Origin of the sequence: Bacillus sp. K2I17 (genome assembly GCF_002209985.1) — a bacterium.
GTDB classification, from domain to species: domain Bacteria; phylum Bacillota; class Bacilli; order Bacillales; family Bacillaceae_G; genus Bacillus_A; species Bacillus_A wiedmannii.
Window position 1 is genome coordinate 1 of the sequence record NZ_NJGF01000033.1, and the last position, 17,939, is coordinate 17,939.

Sequence of the window (17,939 nt, forward strand, 5' to 3'; positions counted from 1 at the left end):
ATCTCTCTGACCATCTTCATAAGATTATCATCCCTTAGCTCTAACCTCTTTTCTATCCTTTCTTCATGTTCCTTCCGATCTTTCATATCTTCCATTATTAATTTATTTCTTTCTTTAATATCCTCTTCGATTAATTTGTTATTTCTATCTACACGATCACCTATTCTCTTTTCCATTTCTAATAGGTTTGCTTGCTGCACCTTATTAATCTCTTCTATCATAGCGCTATATTGTTGCTGGAATTGATACTGCATTTGATAAGGAACTGGATCTGAATCCTGGGATTCCTCTTTCTTATTAGCAATTCCAAACTGCTTTGCAATCATTTTCGCAGCTTTTTCTAAAGTCATACCATCTTGCTTACTTAACTCTACTAACTGTTCAATAAGTACAACATCAAACTCTGTATATTCCCTTCTCCCTCGACTATTCTTCCTTACATCATATCCTTCACGTTCAAGAACATCCGAATACTTTCTAAGTGTGCTGCTACTTACCCCTAAACGACCATAGACCTCATTGCTGGTATATACTATCTCTGCTTCTGACATAGCGCTACGCCACCTCCTATAAGGAAAATTCCATATTAAAGTAATAATCCCTTTTAGAATCCATCGACGAAGCTCGCACGGTCTTTGTTATGATTTGTCGGTTATAAAGATATTCATAGCGCTATACCCCATTTAAAATCTTTTAAAAAGGATAATTATTAAAGATACCGAAAATATAAATATGAACATATCAAAGTTTCATTGAAAATATTGAAGAAGATTCTTATAACAAAGGGGATAGAATAATGTATTTTGCAAATGAAGAACATGAACGTAATTACATTAGATTATTAGATGCAAAAGGAATTGAGCCTGGTGATGATCCTGAATATGAAGCAGCTTTCTATATAACTGCACACCCTGAAATACACAAGTGTTTTGATTGGACTTTATGTAGGATAGAATACTCTCCATTAGGTGAATTACTCTCTCCTGAAGAGGGTATTAAAGGAGTAAATCCTGGTGCACTTACCGGAACTACACTGCCACTCGTTAAGGCTGGACAATCCTTATTTAACGGATATAAAGTAGATCTCTCAGACTTACCTTTATATAATGAGGAATTTTTTCAAGTGTTTTTCCAGGCGTGTAAAATAAGATGGCGTGTAACTTTATAAAATATAAAAACTCCATTTCAGAATAACTAAAAATGGAGTTTTTATATTAATCGATCATATTTATATACAAACAATACATTACTTTATTGTGATGTAATATATTCTAAAACAAACCAAATTGCATCATTTTCATCATCATATCATGATCATACTGCGCCCGTTTTGAAGATACTAAATAATGATGCGAACTATTAATAACATCAGTAGCTCGGACAATCACTGCGGAATCTTGATCCTCCTTTAATATCGTATGAGGTAATAGTCTAGCTAAATCCTCTTCTTCAGAGGAATTCCATTTATTTTCTTTCCAACAAACTAGCACAAAAATTGCATTCATTAATCTTAAAAGATATATTACTTCTACATTTTCATTCTCATATAAATCAGGTTCTTTCCCAAAAGGTTTACCTGCTAAAAAAATTTTCGGATTCGCTATTCCTGAAAAAGGCATACCCATCATAGCGCCTAATTTTACATACGACCCCAAGAACAAGCTATATTTACTTGTTGCTTCAGAATCTTCTCCTATAATATACTTCGCATTCTGCTTCAACCAATTAGAGCTTTTTTCCTTTCTCATACCATTGTATAAGATTTTCATTACCCACTTACTTAACACAAGTTGATTATACTCAATACTTGTTTCTTCTTTAGGCAAAATATCTTTAGAAAAATATTTAAGAATAAATTTATTTCCATAATCATCTAATTTCGAAAGTGCCACGTTGTTACAACTCTCACATACATCTTTAACTACCTGTTTTTTTGGTGATAATGGTATTGCCTTTCCTTCTTCAAAAAAAACGTGATCAAATTCGGGGAATTTAGAGATGAGACCATACGGATAAATATGTTCACCTGTTAATTTCCTAGAACTAGAATTACAATAAGCACAAACTTTCCCCATAGAATTCAACCCCTTAAATCTATTTTTAGTTACAACTATTAATTGATCGTACAGCTTCTCACTTAATTATAAACTTTTTTATTATATTTAAAATCCCCTTCATAAAAGAACGTTAGTTCGTGTATAATAAGAACAGACGTTCTTTGTTTAAGGAGGAATCACAGTGTATGACTATTCAATCCTACCGAATAGAATCATCTTATGTGTAGATCTACGGAGTTTTTACGCTTCAGTTAGTTGCATCAAAATGGGATTAGACCCTATGCATACAAAATTGGCTGTAGTAGGTGATGTGAATAGAAATGGTTCAATCGTTCTAGCTGCAACTCCACCATTAAAAGCATTAGGTGTGAAGAAAATGGCAAGATTATACGAGATTCCTCGCAGAAAAGACATTCTTGTTGTAAATCCAATTATGAGTACTTACATAAAATGTTCCAATTACATAACAAAATTAGCTTTGCAATACGTCCCTATTGAGGATTTTCACCAATACAGCATAGATGAATTTTTTATGGATATTACCGATAGTATCCATTTATTCGCCCAAGATCCATACGAATTCGCCATGAAATTCAAACGTGAAATATATGATCATACACGAATCGAATGTACCATCGGAATTGCTCCGAACCCGTTATTGAGTAAGGTTGCTTTAGATATTGATGCGAAGAAGAACAAAAATGGAATTGCTTGTTGGAAGTACGAGGATGTACCTACAAAGCTATGGAGCATACGCCCCCTTAATAAGTTTTGGGGCATATCACATAAAACTGAAGAAAAGTTAAATCGAAAGGGAATACACTCTATTGGGGATTTAGCCCACTATCCCCTTAAATACTTAAAGCAGAGCTTCGGCAAGATTGGAGAAGAATTACACTTACATAGTCACGGAATTGACTTTAGTCGTATTTCAGAAAAATATGTTCCTGCCACAACTTCTATTGGAAAAAGCCAAATTCTAATGCGTGATTATACAATTGAAGAATTTCCGATCATCCTGCTGGAACATATTGAAGAGGTGTGTTATCGCCTTAGAAGACAAAACAAACTTGCTCAAACTGTTCAGTTTTCTGTCGGTTATAGCAAGAGTTATAACGGTGGTATTAGAAAAACACATACTTTAAGCCGCCCAACAAATTTAACAATGGATATATATAATATCTGTACATACTTTTTACATCAACAATATACTGGCGAACCCATTCGCAGCATAAACATATCCTTAACAAACCTAATTAAAGAGGGAGAAGAACAAATTTCTCTTTTTGATGATGTCACGCAACGAGATCAAGAAATGAAGTTGACAAAAGTAATGGATGAAATACGCACAAAGTTTGGGAAGAACAGTATTTTACGTGGGATTTCCTACACGCATAGCGCTACAGCTAGACACAGAAACACACTAATAGGAGGACATAAATCATGAGTAACGCCAATATGCCCAAAGGAAGAGGAATGGTCAAATGGTCTCCGTTCGCAGCAATGCCTGAACAGTTTGCTGGCATCCGTGAAATCATCAAGGAGAAAAACAAAGTAACTCGGCCGATCTTAACAGATGAAGAAAAAGAATTAATTGAGAACATGTTGTTATGTTCCTTATTATCTGAAGAAGAAATACTAATTACATACTACGAAGATGGTTATTTACTCTCTAGCTATATGACTGTTGTTGATATTGATCCATCAAATAGTGCTGTTATATGTACTGATGCTTTTTACAACAAGATAAAACTGCAATTTTCTAATATAATAGGTATAAAATAGAACAAATTAACGTTATCAAGTTAGGTTCATTTAAGGGAGTGTAAAAATGCAAGGGAATCAGTTAAGAAAGAACACAGCAGGATTAGTTATTCATAATGATATTAAAAAATACCCCTTTCTAAATATACCTATGATCATTACTGAGGAAGACGGAATGGTTTATGAAGTGTTAAACGCTGGTTTTTACACTAATGATGCAGTAGCAATAATAACAACGGACGGTTTTGATGAAACTAGGTTGAATATACCGATTGTAACAGTAAAAAACAATGATGGTAGTTTTCAAGTGTATCGCTTACCTTTAGAGCTGGAAGATTGGGTGCTTTTTTGTATGCGTTCTGCTTCAGTAGGAAAAAACCCCTTTCCATGTAAAGTTACTTTCGGGATCATTGACAATAAATTTTATGTAGAATTTAAATAAAAAGAATGCAGATATTTTACCTGCATTCTTTTTATTTATACAAATTTGCATTATTACTTCTTTTGTGGAGCTTAAAATTAAATTTCCCTAAACTATTTATTCTTCTTAATACAAACCATAACGTCCCGCTGTCGGACTCCAATTTCCTTCAGCATCATAATTTGGAGATTCAGCAACTCCACAGTTATTCCATAAAACATCGAAACTTGGACGAAGGGCTTTTCCAATATTTTCTTCCCATGAAGTTATTACAACTGAAGGCAACTTTAAGATTCTGTCTCCTATTTTATCCATCGAATATTTTGGATTCATAGAAATATAATGACCTTCAACGTCAGTTAGAGTAATACTAATTGCAAAAGGAAGTTTAATCCCTAACTCTTTCAAAGCCACTTTGTATTGGCTATCAATTCGATCTATTATATCTTTTTCAAACTTTACAGCTGGGATGTATCCGTCTCTATTATTTAGCATTATTGTATCTACAGATTCAATAATGCCACTTGTAAATAATTGAACATAACCAAATGAATTTTCTTTATCGTTGTAATTTCTTGTAGCATATGTATAATATCCATGTTTATTTATTCCTGAATCCCATCCAAGACAACAAAACGGCTCTAATTTTAATCGCAACGATTTCATTTGTTGCAATTCTTTTATACTATGTGTTTTAGATGTTGTAACTGCTTCCATAGGAATAAGATGCACAATTAACTTTGAACCTTCTGAAACTTTTGGTAAACTACTTCCTCTCTCTATTTCATTAAGACGTAACGTAATCCATTCATTATACCATTCACCGTGTGGAACATTATTACTCGAATCACTCCGTGATGGGAATCCTGGAAAAGCAGGACGGGATAATGGTTTTTTTCTTCCCATTTGTACACCTGATAAAATCTCCTTAATAGCTTGCTTTTCATCATTCTTTCCTACTAAATCAATATAAACGATGCTAGGAAGCAGTCCCTCCAATTTCACATCTTCAATTCTTACAGGAATTAACCTACGCTTTTCTCCTGTTGGATCTTCAGCAAACGCTGCCGCCCACTCTGGTTGCGTATAACTTGATTCTAAATAGTTATTTGATAATAAAGCTAATGTATGTTTTGATTTTGATGCGCCTTTTTGCATTTCTAATGTGAAATTATTCCCTGCCAAAAAGTCCCAAGCCTGAATGTAAACATCATAATCTTCCTCCTCAAGAATATAAGAAATCCATTCAGCAACATCTTTATCTTTACTATTGTAACTAATAAAAAAATCATACATTTCATTAGAGTCATTTTTCTGATTCATAGCTATTCCCCTCTCTAAAATTTCATAAAAAAATAATTTCTACTAACAACAAATAATAACTTTCTTAATTGTACGTTGCTTATAAGTTACAAACAAGAATATAAGACATAAAAAGAGCCCTTGATAGGCTCTTTTATTTAACTTAATAGAAAATATTCCATTAACGTAAGTAGCACTTGCATAGTAATATGTACCCCAGCGTTAAATAAACAAGTCTTTAGACTAAATCTTGTCCATTTTTCCCACTCAAGTGAAGTAGTGTTTCCAAGCTTGATTAAAACCCTAGATTTATTTACATCATCCCTCTTGTTCCTTACCTTCCTTTCTCTCATTCTGCTAAAATTCTTACTTGGTTTGCTAGTTTTTTTCTTTCTCATTGTAATCACCCCACATATTTTTTGAACATTATTTGAATGTCTAAATATAATAAGCAGTTCATACCCGTAAAATTCACACTTATCATGTTTAGCCTGCACTAGAATGTTCCTATACCTTGCACTATCGAACAGCAAGTTAAAAATGATAGAAATAGATTCTAGAAGAGTTTGAAAACAAATTATGTTCTTTAGATATTGGGCACTTCCCCATGCACAAGAATTTCATATCCATTTTAATTCCCCATGCCCTAAAATTTCATATGACTTTTAATTCCTCATGCTCCTAGCATTTCACTATGAATATGTAAAACATGTAATTAAAAGGTGTTTAAGGAAATAAAGCACATTACAGTTCGAAAATCTTCATTCTTGAATGAGAATTTTATAATTTAAGAGAGTTTCTTATTTTATAGTTTGTTATAACTATAAATTCATAGAAGTATAATAAATGGAATTAGTAGTTAAATAGGATTAAATCTGTAATAATAATGCACCATTCTTCACTATTTACCTAGGTATATATTTTTACTAATTTATTATGTAATATATATTGATTTAAAATGTTTTTCCCGAAATATAAAATTAAGATTTTTAGGGATTTAAAATACTTATTTATTCCCCTTTTCTAAATTCACATAATTTTCAAATACTAAAAGTGCGTATAGTGAGATTTGTTATATAATGAAATCAAGCCATATGTAAGATGGTTTCCCCGTTACGAGTAATTGTATAGTGATAATAAAGTTATTGAATTTTGATTAAAAAAGATAAGAGCCTTACTACATTCTATATGCAGCAAGGCTCTTTAAAGTTGTTTCAAATTATATCCATCTGCTTATGTAATGCTTAAAAAATGAATAATAAAGTTGTTTACTTCTTATTGAACTAACGCCCCCGTTAGTTTAAGTGTAACTCTTCACAATTATTTGATATTATATAGGTGAATAGAAAGATAAATTAGAATTTAGTTTATAGTTATAAAAATAAGTTATTTATACCCTTATAATTCTTCAAAAAGGAGAGTGTATGAAAAAGACTATTGTTTTTGTATTAACGATATTTATATTATTCTCAGGATTCGCAATACAAGGTTATGCGTTGTCAGATTCGAAATCTGTGGCAATACAAGCATTGCTAGATGATGCCTGTCGTACGTCAGGTGTGCCTGGAATGTCAATCTCAATACTTGCTGATGGTGAAGTGTTCTACTTTTCTTCTGGGTATGCAGATCTTGAAAAGGGCCTGTCTGCAAGTGAAAATACACTCTATGAGTTGGCCTCGGTGAGTAAAGCTTTTACTGGTATGGGGATTTTGCTATTGGAAGAGCAAGGGCTGCTATCAATGACTGACCCTATCCAAAAATATTTACCTTGGTTTACGTTAAAGTATCAAGGTAAACCTGTTGATATGCAAAACCTTACACTAAATAACTTTCTTCACCATACCAGCGGCCTAACAAATATTAGACATCTTCAAAATATTCCACAAGGTAATACGCCTGATATGTTGCAAAAGACTGTGGAAACGCTGGTAGATGCAGAATTGGCGTTCTCTCCCGGTGAACAATATAACTATGGAACCGTTAATTATGACGTATTGGGTTTGGTTATTGAGATTGTATCACGACAAAGCTATGAAGACTTTATGAAGGAACAGGTATTTCTACCCTTAGGTCTTCACCAGACGTATGTTTATAAAGAAGATGCTCAAGCCACTGGACAGTTAGCACAGGGCTACCGTTCTTCCTTTTTTATAACAACTCCATTTAACGCTCCGGATTATGCTGGGAATAAACCTGCCGGCTATATCATTTCTAATACAAAAGATATGGCGCGTTGGATGGGCATACAGATGGGTATCGTGCAGGACATACCCGAAATATTTCACAGGGCCATCGAAAAATCACATAGAGGTGATATGTCTGTTTCGGCTGTCAATGATATGTATTATGCGGCAGGTTGGTCGGTAAACGCCGAACAAACGTTTATAGAACACACTGGGGGTAATCCAAATTTTAGTACCAAAGTAGCCATACTGCCAAATGAAAGAACAGCCATCTGCTTACTGAGCAACGGCGCAAATACCAATATAAACCTGGTACTACAAGTTAAAAATATATTAAACGGCAATCTAACTCAGTCATATGAGATAAGTGGCACACAGCTTTTGGACATCATTTTGTCGTCTACCACAATTATTCTTTGCCTATTAGCCGTTCTGTTATTTTTCTTAGGATTAAGAAAAAGGAAAACGAATGAGCAGCAGCCAATGACAAAAAAGAGAACAATCGTAACAATTATTTTCCTAATCGCTACGATTGCCCAGTGTATAATGTTTTTTGCCTTCGATTGGTCAACGATACTTATTTGGCAAACATATAGTGTTCTTACAGCTTTAATTTCGTCAACATTATTAACAGCAAGCATTACTTGGTTTGTATATACTCACCGATTAGATGCCTCGGTCCGAAAATAAGTATAATGTTAAGTAAGTAAATCTTAATTTATCGATATCCTTAATTTAAAAAACAGAAGACACTTCTCCTAGTTAAACCCACTTGCTATTTCTTCCACTAACCTGCCTCGTTAGTAGAAGAAGGATTTTTAAACAACTATATTATTTTTTAAATGACTTTATTGTAAATTAAACAACTTTATTATCTCTGTACATAATTAACATAATTTTCGAATATTAAAACTCTACATGTTAATATCTGTTATATAATGAAACCAAGCCGTAAGTAAGATAGTTTCCCTGTTACGAATAATGAGATAGTTGGTTTCACCTTTTTTACATTATTTAAAAAAGAACTTGTAGTGATTTCTACAAGTTCTTTTTGTTTTCAACTAAATTTTTCATTATACACTTATATAATGGGGTATCGCCACATACTCATAAAGCTCAGAATTTGAAGTATCCCCAAAACGAAAATTTTATCTCTTCATAGTTGTTTTATGGGAGAACTCTTCTACTCCTTATAAGAAAAAATCACCTTTTAATAATTCACCACTTTTACGGTAGCAGTTACTAGCTTAATTCATTAAGTAAAATTTTTCGGCAATATCTGCCATTGTTTTAATTGATTGTGTGGCATCTATAATTGGTTGTCGATTAGTTTCTAATCTACTTCCTGGTTTTAAAGCCATAGGTACGCCACCATAGTCACTTTCTACTTTATCTAAAATAAGTTGGTAAAGAGAGATATTTAATTTATAAGCTAAAATAAAATAGTTATAAACTCCTGGTAAAGAATTATTTATACCAGGGGATAGTTCTTTTGTCATTAACTTAGTGGCTGTAGTCATTTCATCTATTCCAAAAGCTCTCCCGGAGAGAATTAATGCCGACCTATACCCCCGAACCGTAACACTTTCAGCAACAACACCAGGGTTATTACCAATCAAATTTACAGCCGGATGAACGGATTTAGGCCCTAAGTTTCCAAGTCTTAAAATTCCATATATATTATCACGCCATGTGCTGTATTCTTTAGATTTCATGACATTATGCAAAGGTGCAAAAGAATTATCTATATCTTCTTTTGTTGTTTTAGAATCTAAAATAAACTCTATAGAAGTCTTTATATTTTTTTCATTAAAGTATTCATTAGAAATACTTATATCAGGTAACGAAGTTACTATTTCATTTATTGGTTTACCTAATGGCGAAGTAATAGGAATTGGTTTAATTTTTTCACTTCTAAGTTCATACTTAACCTGATATGCTCTTTCACCTTGATTTTCAATTGGAATTACTACAACATGTAGAATACTTCCAAAAGTTTCACTTTTAAAATCTAAATCTCGAATACGTACGTCCCAACTTCCATCAGGTAACCCTTCTAAGTTCTTCTCTTCCCGAAGTTCAAGTACCATAGGAAGTTTTGCAGTTTTTTGTCCCTCTGAATATAAACTCCTATAAATACGATTACTTTTTGGAGTAAGGTGATCACTTCCACAAATCGCCTTAACATTACTACCTGGTGCTGTAACCCCATAAGCTCCTTCAGGTTGACTACCTCTAAATACTTCAATCCTTCTCAACATATTAGTCGATGGATCAAAAAAATCTAGATGCGAAAAATTCCCATCATTTTGCACACTAACAGAACTTTGCATTGTAGACATATAACTCCTCCTTTTTAAATTAGTATTGATTTATAGTAAAGAAGGTATACATGGACAAACTTATAACCTTTTACATGTATCTTTCAAATCTGTATCCAAATTGTGTCTAAACGTACAATTTTCTCGAAATCATATGGTGACCATACCTATCAACTTAAGAACGGAAACAAAATGAACTAAAAAACTCTTAAAATACTTTTGGTTCTTAAAAATGAGCATGCCAAATAAACCTCAATCAATAAAATTGAAAATACGAAATATCCTTATTGGTTTGTACTTCCCTAAATAATTTCCGTTCCTTTACAAATGTTGTATAATTTATATTAGATTTTTAGAAAAGATTTGATATAGGATACATTAGGAATTTGTCAAATGAAAGTTCATTATAATGGGGTGTGAGGATACAAATGAGTTATAAAAGATACCAAGAAGAATACATAGAAGATATTAAAAATACTTTAGACGAAATGGGAACTCAACCTATTTTATTTATAGGTTCGGGATTATCCAAAAGATATTTTCAAGCTCCAAATTGGATTGAGCTATTAGAGATATTAAAACAACGGTGCCCAGAAATCCCAGAAGAAGTAGGCTCTTATATTCAAGACGGGTTAACTCCTGAAGAAATCGGATCGATTTTCACTAAATATTATAAAAAATGGGCATGGAAAAATAAAGAAAAATATCCAGAAGACTTATTTAAAACAGGAACTCCAATTGATGTATATATAAAACACGAAATCAAAAATATATTTGAAGAAATTACACCACTTACTTTAGACCGGATTGAAAATGCAGAGCACATCCAAGAAATAGAATATATTAAGGATATACAACCACATGCTGTTATTACTACTAATTATGATACTTTTTTAGAAACTATACTTCCTGATTATCAGCCTATAGTGGGACAAGAAATTCTACGGCCAGATACTATGTCTATTGGCGAAATTTTTAAAATTCATGGATCGGTTACAAATATACAAGAATTAGTTTTTAATAATGAAGATTATGAATTATTTTTAAAAAAGAAAAAATATCTTAGTGCAAAGTTATTAACATTTTTTGCGGAACATCCTCTTTTGTTTATTGGGTATAGTGGTCAAGATCAGGATATTCAAGCAATTCTTTCAGATATTGACGAAATCATTTCAATAAATGGAGAGTTAATCTCAAATATATATTTTTTATCATATAATCCTAATTTAACAGAAAGTGCTCAACCTAAAAAAGAAAAGATATTTGTTATACAGGGAAAAGAAATTAGAGTTAAACATATTGAAGCTAATTCATTTGAGTGGATATTGGAAGCGTTCGCAGCCAATAAAGCTGTAGAAAATGTACACCCTAAGCTTCTAAGAGCATTGTTAGCCAGAACATATAAATTGGTACGAAGTGATATCCCACGTAGGAGTGTTGACGTGAATTTTGAAATGATATCTAATATTCTAGAAAATGATGAAGATCTTCCCAAATTATATGGTGTGTCTATTCTAGACAATGCTGGGGATATAAATTTCCAATTTCCATATACTTTAACGCAAGTTGGTGAAATTTTAGGCTATAAGGGGTGGCACGGAGCAGATGACCTGATAATGAGAGTACGGAGAGAGAAAGGGATTAATATTAAAGCTTCAGACAATAAATATCATGTTACTATTCAGGTTGGTAAGAAGACCCGACTTAATAAGTATTCAAAAGAAGCCCTTGATTTATTAAAGAAAGTGAAAAGTGGTATGGAATACTCCGTAGATATCCAAGGCCAAGGAGTCCCAAAGCATCTTGCGGATTCAATACGATAAATTTTTACAACTGCCATACAACTTAAATTTAAAAATGTAAGAAAGAATCCTTAATTTAAAAGGATTCTTTTTTGTTCGTAAAAGTGTTTCTTGTAATGGGGTACAGCAACACATCTTTGCGAATACTTTTTACTTTCATATAACTAAAAACAATAGAAGTCCTTGATATGTACCAAAAGGTACACCTTTTGGAAACGTATAAAACCAAATAAAAACAGCATTCCAAAACATCAAATTTTCACTTTTGGAACATTCCATAATTAACATATACCTTTTGGTTCATCTTTGGTATAATCGTAGACAAATAGATTGGAAAAAGATTGCATTTTAGGAAGGTTGTAATTATTATGACTAGTAAGAAGTTTGGGTATGTTCGTGTTTCAAGTAAAGATCAAAATGAGGAACGCCAAATAGTTAACATGAGAAACATTGGAATTGACGAACGGGATATTTTTATCGATAAAAAAACAGGAAGTAATATGGATAGAGAAAAATATCAAATAATGAAACACATGGTTCGCACCGGTGACACAATTGTCTTCGATTCATTAACAAGGCTTGGGAGAAGCATGAATGACATTTTAGAAGAGTTTAGATATTACGAGGAAAATAAGATAAATTTAGAATTTCTAAAAGAACCATTTATCAACGTAACTTATAACGGAAACGCCACAAATGATATTATTCAAAGTGCTGTACGAAAAGCAACTGCAACCATCCTATCGGCTTTTGCTGAAAAAGAGCGTCTAGATATTAAACAGCGACAAGCTGAAGGGATCGCTTTAGCAAAAGCTCAGGGGAAACACTTAGGTAGACCACAGACGGAAATTACACAAGAATTTATGGATGCTTATAAAGAATGGAAGGAGGGGGAAATTACAGCTAGAAATGCCATGAAAAAATCTGGTATCCCATCGACCACATTTTATCGAATCGTTAAGAGGTATGAGAGCGAAAAATAAGGTGGATAACGATTATAATAGAAGAAACTAGAAAAACTAGGTTGAAATTCACTCAAAATAAGCATTTTAAATAACATTAAAAGTAGAGGAGACTGTATTCATGCTAGAAATCCAAAACACAATACAAGGCTTCTCCTCTTATTTATTAAGTAAGGGAAGAAAACCTTCAACCATTAAACGATATATTTATGATGTAGAAAGTTTTGTTCAATGGCTGCACCAATCAAAAAGGTTTAATGAGGATAACATTTGGGAATCTTTACACAAAAAAGATTTCGAAGCCTTTTTTACTTATTTAAAAGATGAACGTAAGTACTCTGACAAAACTATACACCGTATATATATTGTGTTAAATAGATTGTACGAATACTTAGATTTACCAAGCCCCATTGAAGGAGTTATTCAAATAAATCCACCTGATCGGGCATTACGTAAAGAAGATTTCGTTTCATTCCAGGAGGAAGGGCGCTTAAAAGAAGTCATATCTTCTCTAGAAGGCCTTACAGAAAAACAATTATCAACACGCCCAATGATATTAGAAAGAAACGTTTCTATCGTTACATTACTCCTGGACTATGGACTATCCTTAAAAGAACTTGTTTCTTTGCAAATGGTACATGTTCATTTTGAAAATAACACTTTATCGATTCCTGAAGACTCAAAAGTAAATAGAACCATTCATTTGAAAGAAGAAGATAAATTACACTTATACAATTACTATAAAACTATCCCTGAACCTGTACGTCCTAAATATCACAGCAATGACCCACTATTTATTGCTTTTGATTTTACACGTGGGACTTATCATTGGAGTTATGATAATGATGCACCAAAGTTCCTAACTGAAATATCAATACAAAAAATGATTCGTTTAGAAGTGAAACGTGCTAATCTCCGAAAGGGAATTTCTTCTCAACATTTTCGAAACACCTATATTTTAAGAAGAATTCAAGGGAACAGCACACCTGAACAAATTATGCAGCTAATAGGATTCAAATCTAATTTATCCTTAAAAAGATATTACAATTACTATAAACGAACCGAGTCAATTACAGACTCACACTCTCCCCTTAATATATAAATTTTACATATCTACAGAAAATCAATAAATTTAATGAAAACAGAGGTTTAATAATGAAGAAAAATGAGGAATCATATTATATCCATCAATACACTTTACTAGATGGAACGACTAAATCTATCAAAATTGAATCCTGGCGCTCATTAAAAGATGAAATGCTAGTCCTGGGCATAACAGCCCGTGACATTTTTCAAATTCAGATGATAAAAAAAGATCCAGGTAAAAAGTAACATGGCGCTATACCAAACTAAACATTTTAAAGGAGATCATCAATAATGAACCCATTAAAAGATAAACAATTAACATATTGGCTAGTGAATTTAGGGAATATGTATTACACTGGTGGCTTATTAAGGAAGAAAGAAGATGAGTCCACTTTCAGTTATGAATTCGTTAACGATAAAACATATGCATTCCCGTTCTTAGAAGAACATGGCGCTATGAGGATAGCCGAAAAATGTGGTGGAACTGTTGTAGACTTTACTGCTACCTGTGAGGAATTAACAATTTTAGAAGATAAAAACGAAAGATATATAAATAGTGAATCCAAAGCTCGATTAGAGCAAGAGTTAAACGCCAGGGAAGAAATGAAAAAAGCTGAAGATATAAAGACATTGGAATATGAACTCGAACAATTGAATCATTCTAAAAATTAACTTCTATAACATATAAAAAGCACGAACATAGCGCTATGATCGTGCTTTTTTGATTGAATTGAAACACCTTTATTTCGTTCTAATCATATTATCACCGACCACAACATCGATGTTATCTCCAATTTTTATATGTTCATACAAGCTTTTCTCCACTGACACTTTATATTCTTCCTCCTCTACATTTACCTTTAGATAATACCTTTTCCCACCATCAGATAGGTTTGTACTTGTAGTTGCTATCGGTACGCTCATATTAATACCTGGTACAAACATAGAAGACGTAGTAAAGGTTGTATCCATTTCAAAACCTACGTCCTTTTCCTCTTTCCCTAATATCACTCCTTGCTTATCCTCACCACTTAACTTTTCCTTTTCCGCCTGCGACATATAATTCATCAATTTATTACCTTGATACTCACTGTACCAAGCTAAACCAAATAACAAGCAGATACCCAACAAAACAGCTCCTGCATTCACTTTCCAATTCACTTGAAAATCACTTCTTTCTATTTTAATTGAATTGCATTCACCACGAACTACTAAACTAAATTTATCGAATCAAATTCGGCATAAAATACTACTTATTAATTAATATAGAGAGAAATATAAATATAATTCTTTTAATCACTGACATCATCTTTCAAATTACTAAATGTAAAAACTTTAATTTCTATTAAATTCTTTCATTACCCTTATAATTCTATTCATATGATCGCGATGCGCTCCAAGTAGGTTTGTTACTTCTATCTGTGCTGATTTATCAACGCTATTAAATAAAAGCCACAACTCATTGAAATATTCCGCTGCACGTGTAATCTCAGAATCTAGATCAACATTTGTAAAAGTATGCATTTTTGCTATTTCTTCTAAACTACTAAGTACGTAATCAATAGTATCAGAATGTTGTAATATAAACTCTTTACTAAATAAATTATCAGCATGTTGGAGTATAAATTCTTCCTCACGTATTAAATAAATCGGTAAGTAGATTTCTCGTTGAATACGCCTTAAATATTTTGTTTCTAAATCAAATCCATACCATTCTCTTTCTTCTTCTGCATACTGAATTTTCCTAAAGAATCTAAACCTTTCTTTTTTTATCAATTTCGGGATATCGATACTTCTTCCAACACTACGAAAGTATTTTCGATGATCAGTAGAATACAACTGAACAAATTTCTCATCATTACCTTCCTCTTCTCTTACAAAAACATAATTACTCTGTTCATATGTATCAAAAATTTTTCCGGTTTTAAAGTCCTTGAAATCTCTTAAACACATCGATGTATACAAATTAAATCTCTCCTACTTAATAATTTTAAACCGCAATACAATATCACTCTAAATCATAATTGAACAATAACTAAATCTACCCTACTTACTACTTATATCAATATAATAGAAAAAAATAATATATTTATTAAATGACTTCGACAGTTACTTCAGCATTTGTTTATTTCCTTAACAATTCGTTTTATTCTTGCAACTAACCAAAATTCTAATATCATGAAAACAAATGGAACTACATAACATGCTATAATATATAGCCACACAGATACATTAGTATCAAACAAATTCTTAGTTAAATTCCCAAATATAATACTGATAATTGTACCAATTAAAATAAGAAACGAAGATAATACATTGTCCCTAAATTCTTCTTTCAAATCTTTCACAGTTTGAAATTTATTCATGATCAATTCCTCCATTTTTAATAAAATTCAAATTTGATTAAAACAATTGCATTTGTACATAATCCTCGTTTAACTCTATTGATATATTAACTCTTTCTAAACTTTCATCCAGCTCTTTTTTAAATCTAGGTTCATTTAATAATATCTTTCTAGGACTTATCCATGCTTTATAGGAGTTTTCCCCTATCGTTTTAAGATATAACCACCCCTCTACCTGTGATTCTTGAGCATTGTTATTCAAGACCTCATACGTGATCCCATCAAACTCAAATTGTCTTCCTATGTAAAAAAATTCTTGAATCATATATTGGTTATACTTTTTATACCAATCATTCTCCACTACATTTTTAAGTGCTTCTCTAGATGTGAAAATCATATTATCAAAATGATATTGCGTACTCATTTCCCCACTCCTTTAATTTAAATACTATAGACCATTTTCACCTGGATTGAGCTATAGTGTTGACTCAACATTTATATATATTGTTTAGTCTAAAAGCCCTTGTTCTATCGCACAGTTATCACAAATTTCATTGTTATATGCACCTTCCATGAACCCAACTCCACAATATTCACACGAGTATAGTTCCTCATATCCAACTTCATATTCTTCCACGTTACTTCCTCCTTAATGTGCACTTGTGTAAATGTGGACATTTACACAAGTGCACAAGTACACGTTTTCTTATCCCTTAATGCTATTATACAACGCTTAAACTGTCATATCAATTATTAATTTACACATGTGGACATTTACACATTTGCACATGTCCACTAAAGAGAGATTAAATAAAAAAGACTTCATATCGATGTGAAGTCTTTAAGAGTAATACTTTCCATAATGCTATGCTCTAATTAACTAAAACGCCTGTTGTCAAAAATACAAATAAATCATTTGAGTTATAATCTACTTTTTAGCTTAATTGTTACTGAAACAATTCTGATCGATATAATCTATAAACTCTTGAATAGGATAAATATCTAATTTTTTATCTGTGATATACCAATTAGTTAACACGCCAATTAATTTAAATTTTGGTTCTTCTAAATAGTAACCATATACAAACGAACCGCTCATGCCACTAACTACCGGTGTTAGTATAGTCTTTTCATGTTCAGTAATAACTTCATCATCTATAATAGCTAATAAAGAGCCGATACTATCATCGTATTTAGCTACAAACGTACAATACGGTAATGTTTCCATATCCACTTCTTTATTTTTCTCATCAATATTCGTTCTACCTGATGGATAACCATGTAAGTATAAAATATTTGTGTTATCAGTGTACTCTTTTAAATTTGTATCGATAAAACTCGAATCCAAAAATCTGTAGTTACTTCTATTTAAATTATCATCAAGGCTAACTTCTAATATAGCAATATCATCTGGTACATTAAACTTTATATCTATAACTTTCATACTATGAGTTTGGCTGTCGTTTATCGTATACGGAATTCTTAAATCATTTTTATCTTCTACATCCTTAATAACGTGGGCATTAGTTAGTACAAAATATCTGTCTTTATATTTCAGTAGTCCTCCTGATCCTAACGGGTGCAAGCCAGCTTTCATTTCAAATAGCTTTACTAAATGTTTACCTGACCACGGTATAAATTCTTTAAATAGTTTCAACAACTCTTCTTGTTTTATTATGATTTGTTTCATATTTCC

The 17,939-nt window shown here is 32.1% G+C and carries 20 protein-coding genes; 10 read left to right on the top strand and 10 right to left on the bottom strand.

Annotated features, from left to right (window positions below):
* On the bottom strand, positions 1-551 hold a 551-nt coding region (locus tag CER22_RS24850; protein ID WP_142293553.1), incomplete at its 3' end, for a MerR family transcriptional regulator.
* Positions 552-796: 245 nt separating this feature from the next.
* On the opposite strand from CER22_RS24850, the gene CER22_RS24855 reads away from it, so the two are divergent.
* The gene (locus CER22_RS24855; protein ID WP_088609842.1) at positions 797-1,168 is read left to right on the top strand and encodes a hypothetical protein; all 372 of its coding nucleotides are present in this window, start codon (positions 797-799) and stop codon (positions 1,166-1,168) included.
* A gap of 103 nt (positions 1,169-1,271) precedes the next feature.
* On the opposite strand, the gene CER22_RS33790 is transcribed toward CER22_RS24855, so the two are convergent.
* A complete protein-coding gene (locus CER22_RS33790) occupies positions 1,272-2,075 on the bottom strand; it encodes a hypothetical protein (protein WP_256943734.1) in 804 nt (267 codons plus the stop codon).
* A gap of 163 nt (positions 2,076-2,238) precedes the next feature.
* Between CER22_RS33790 and CER22_RS24865 the strand changes: the two genes are divergently transcribed.
* Genes CER22_RS24865 through CER22_RS24875 form a run of 3 tightly spaced genes read left to right on the top strand, consistent with a single transcriptional unit; the run spans position 2,239 to position 4,263 of the window.
* The gene (locus CER22_RS24865) at positions 2,239-3,504 is read left to right on the top strand and encodes a Y-family DNA polymerase (protein ID WP_088609843.1); all 1,266 of its coding nucleotides are present in this window, start codon (positions 2,239-2,241) and stop codon (positions 3,502-3,504) included.
* Positions 3,501-3,842, top strand: a complete 342-nt coding sequence (locus CER22_RS24870; RefSeq protein WP_088609844.1) for a YolD-like family protein — start codon at positions 3,501-3,503, stop codon at positions 3,840-3,842. The genes CER22_RS24865 and CER22_RS24870 overlap by 4 nt, the downstream gene beginning before the upstream one ends.
* A 46-nt stretch (positions 3,843-3,888) precedes the next feature.
* Positions 3,889-4,263, top strand: coding sequence for a hypothetical protein (locus tag CER22_RS24875; protein ID WP_088609845.1), 375 nt, complete (start codon positions 3,889-3,891; stop codon positions 4,261-4,263).
* Positions 4,264-4,368: 105 nt separating this feature from the next.
* On the opposite strand, the gene CER22_RS24880 is transcribed toward CER22_RS24875, so the two are convergent.
* Positions 4,369-5,565, bottom strand: a complete 1,197-nt coding sequence (locus CER22_RS24880) for a toll/interleukin-1 receptor domain-containing protein (protein WP_088609846.1) — start codon at positions 5,563-5,565, stop codon at positions 4,369-4,371.
* A gap of 1,403 nt (positions 5,566-6,968) precedes the next feature.
* Here CER22_RS24880 and CER22_RS24890 point away from each other — a divergent pair.
* On the top strand, positions 6,969-8,417 hold the full coding sequence (locus CER22_RS24890; protein WP_088609847.1) for a serine hydrolase domain-containing protein: 1,449 nt from the start codon (positions 6,969-6,971) through the stop codon (positions 8,415-8,417).
* Positions 8,418-8,974: 557 nt separating this feature from the next.
* Here CER22_RS24890 and CER22_RS24895 read toward each other — a convergent pair.
* On the bottom strand, positions 8,975-10,069 hold the full coding sequence (locus CER22_RS24895; protein WP_088609848.1) for a hypothetical protein: 1,095 nt from the start codon (positions 10,067-10,069) through the stop codon (positions 8,975-8,977).
* Between the two features lie 407 nt (positions 10,070-10,476).
* On the opposite strand from CER22_RS24895, the gene CER22_RS24900 reads away from it, so the two are divergent.
* The 5 genes from CER22_RS24900 (at position 10,477) to CER22_RS24915 (ending at position 14,570) form a co-directional block, all read left to right on the top strand.
* Positions 10,477-11,871 carry an SIR2 family NAD-dependent protein deacylase gene (locus CER22_RS24900; protein ID WP_088609849.1) on the top strand — a complete coding sequence of 465 codons (1,395 nt, stop codon included), beginning with the start codon at positions 10,477-10,479 and terminating at the stop codon, positions 11,869-11,871.
* A 347-nt stretch (positions 11,872-12,218) separates the two neighbouring features.
* On the top strand, positions 12,219-12,833 hold the full coding sequence (locus CER22_RS24905) for a recombinase family protein (protein ID WP_088609850.1): 615 nt from the start codon (positions 12,219-12,221) through the stop codon (positions 12,831-12,833).
* 100 nt (positions 12,834-12,933) lie between these two features.
* Positions 12,934-13,914, top strand: coding sequence for a tyrosine-type recombinase/integrase (locus CER22_RS24910; protein WP_088609851.1), 981 nt, complete (start codon positions 12,934-12,936; stop codon positions 13,912-13,914).
* A gap of 53 nt (positions 13,915-13,967) precedes the next feature.
* Entirely contained in the window at positions 13,968-14,144 is a 177-nt protein-coding gene (locus CER22_RS33220) for a hypothetical protein (RefSeq protein ID WP_002198644.1), read from the top strand.
* Between the two features lie 45 nt (positions 14,145-14,189).
* Positions 14,190-14,570 carry a hypothetical protein gene (locus CER22_RS24915; protein ID WP_088609852.1) on the top strand — a complete coding sequence of 127 codons (381 nt, stop codon included), beginning with the start codon at positions 14,190-14,192 and terminating at the stop codon, positions 14,568-14,570.
* Positions 14,571-14,639: 69 nt separating this feature from the next.
* On the opposite strand, the gene CER22_RS24920 is transcribed toward CER22_RS24915, so the two are convergent.
* From CER22_RS24920 to CER22_RS24940, 6 genes are all read right to left on the bottom strand, one after another.
* Positions 14,640-15,059: a hypothetical protein gene (locus tag CER22_RS24920; RefSeq protein ID WP_088609853.1), complete on the bottom strand. Its 420-nt coding sequence runs from the start codon at positions 15,057-15,059 to the stop codon at positions 14,640-14,642.
* 174 nt (positions 15,060-15,233) lie between these two features.
* Entirely contained in the window at positions 15,234-15,863 is a 630-nt protein-coding gene (locus CER22_RS24925; RefSeq protein ID WP_088609854.1) for a hypothetical protein, read from the bottom strand.
* Positions 15,864-16,012: 149 nt separating this feature from the next.
* On the bottom strand, positions 16,013-16,264 hold the full coding sequence (locus CER22_RS24930) for a hypothetical protein (protein WP_088609855.1): 252 nt from the start codon (positions 16,262-16,264) through the stop codon (positions 16,013-16,015).
* Between the two features lie 37 nt (positions 16,265-16,301).
* On the bottom strand, positions 16,302-16,667 hold the full coding sequence (locus CER22_RS24935) for a hypothetical protein (protein WP_088609856.1): 366 nt from the start codon (positions 16,665-16,667) through the stop codon (positions 16,302-16,304).
* Between the two features lie 84 nt (positions 16,668-16,751).
* Positions 16,752-16,880, bottom strand: a complete 129-nt coding sequence (locus CER22_RS33795) for a hypothetical protein (RefSeq protein ID WP_000393368.1) — start codon at positions 16,878-16,880, stop codon at positions 16,752-16,754.
* 303 nt (positions 16,881-17,183) lie between these two features.
* Positions 17,184-17,933 carry a trypsin-like peptidase domain-containing protein gene (locus tag CER22_RS24940; RefSeq protein WP_088609857.1) on the bottom strand — a complete coding sequence of 250 codons (750 nt, stop codon included), beginning with the start codon at positions 17,931-17,933 and terminating at the stop codon, positions 17,184-17,186.
* Positions 17,934-17,939: the final 6 nt, after the last annotated feature.

Coding starts and splice junctions, on each gene's coding strand:
- CER22_RS33790 (WP_256943734.1), bottom strand. CDS start 2,075: ATGGGGAAAGTTTGTGCTTATTGTAATTCTAGTTCTAGGAAATTAACA.
- CER22_RS33220 (WP_002198644.1), top strand. CDS start 13,968: ATGAAGAAAAATGAGGAATCATATTATATCCATCAATACACTTTACTA.
- CER22_RS24935 (WP_088609856.1), bottom strand. CDS start 16,667: ATGAGTACGCAATATCATTTTGATAATATGATTTTCACATCTAGAGAA.
- CER22_RS24870 (WP_088609844.1), top strand. CDS start 3,501: ATGAGTAACGCCAATATGCCCAAAGGAAGAGGAATGGTCAAATGGTCT.
- CER22_RS24880 (WP_088609846.1), bottom strand. CDS start 5,565: ATGAATCAGAAAAATGACTCTAATGAAATGTATGATTTTTTTATTAGT.
- CER22_RS24940 (WP_088609857.1), bottom strand. CDS start 17,933: ATGAAACAAATCATAATAAAACAAGAAGAGTTGTTGAAACTATTTAAA.
- CER22_RS24915 (WP_088609852.1), top strand. CDS start 14,190: ATGAACCCATTAAAAGATAAACAATTAACATATTGGCTAGTGAATTTA.
- CER22_RS24895 (WP_088609848.1), bottom strand. CDS start 10,069: ATGTCTACAATGCAAAGTTCTGTTAGTGTGCAAAATGATGGGAATTTT.
- CER22_RS24875 (WP_088609845.1), top strand. CDS start 3,889: ATGCAAGGGAATCAGTTAAGAAAGAACACAGCAGGATTAGTTATTCAT.
- CER22_RS24905 (WP_088609850.1), top strand. CDS start 12,219: ATGACTAGTAAGAAGTTTGGGTATGTTCGTGTTTCAAGTAAAGATCAA.
- CER22_RS24900 (WP_088609849.1), top strand. CDS start 10,477: ATGAGTTATAAAAGATACCAAGAAGAATACATAGAAGATATTAAAAAT.
- CER22_RS24890 (WP_088609847.1), top strand. CDS start 6,969: ATGAAAAAGACTATTGTTTTTGTATTAACGATATTTATATTATTCTCA.
- CER22_RS24930 (WP_088609855.1), bottom strand. CDS start 16,264: ATGAATAAATTTCAAACTGTGAAAGATTTGAAAGAAGAATTTAGGGAC.
- CER22_RS24855 (WP_088609842.1), top strand. CDS start 797: ATGTATTTTGCAAATGAAGAACATGAACGTAATTACATTAGATTATTA.
- CER22_RS24910 (WP_088609851.1), top strand. CDS start 12,934: ATGCTAGAAATCCAAAACACAATACAAGGCTTCTCCTCTTATTTATTA.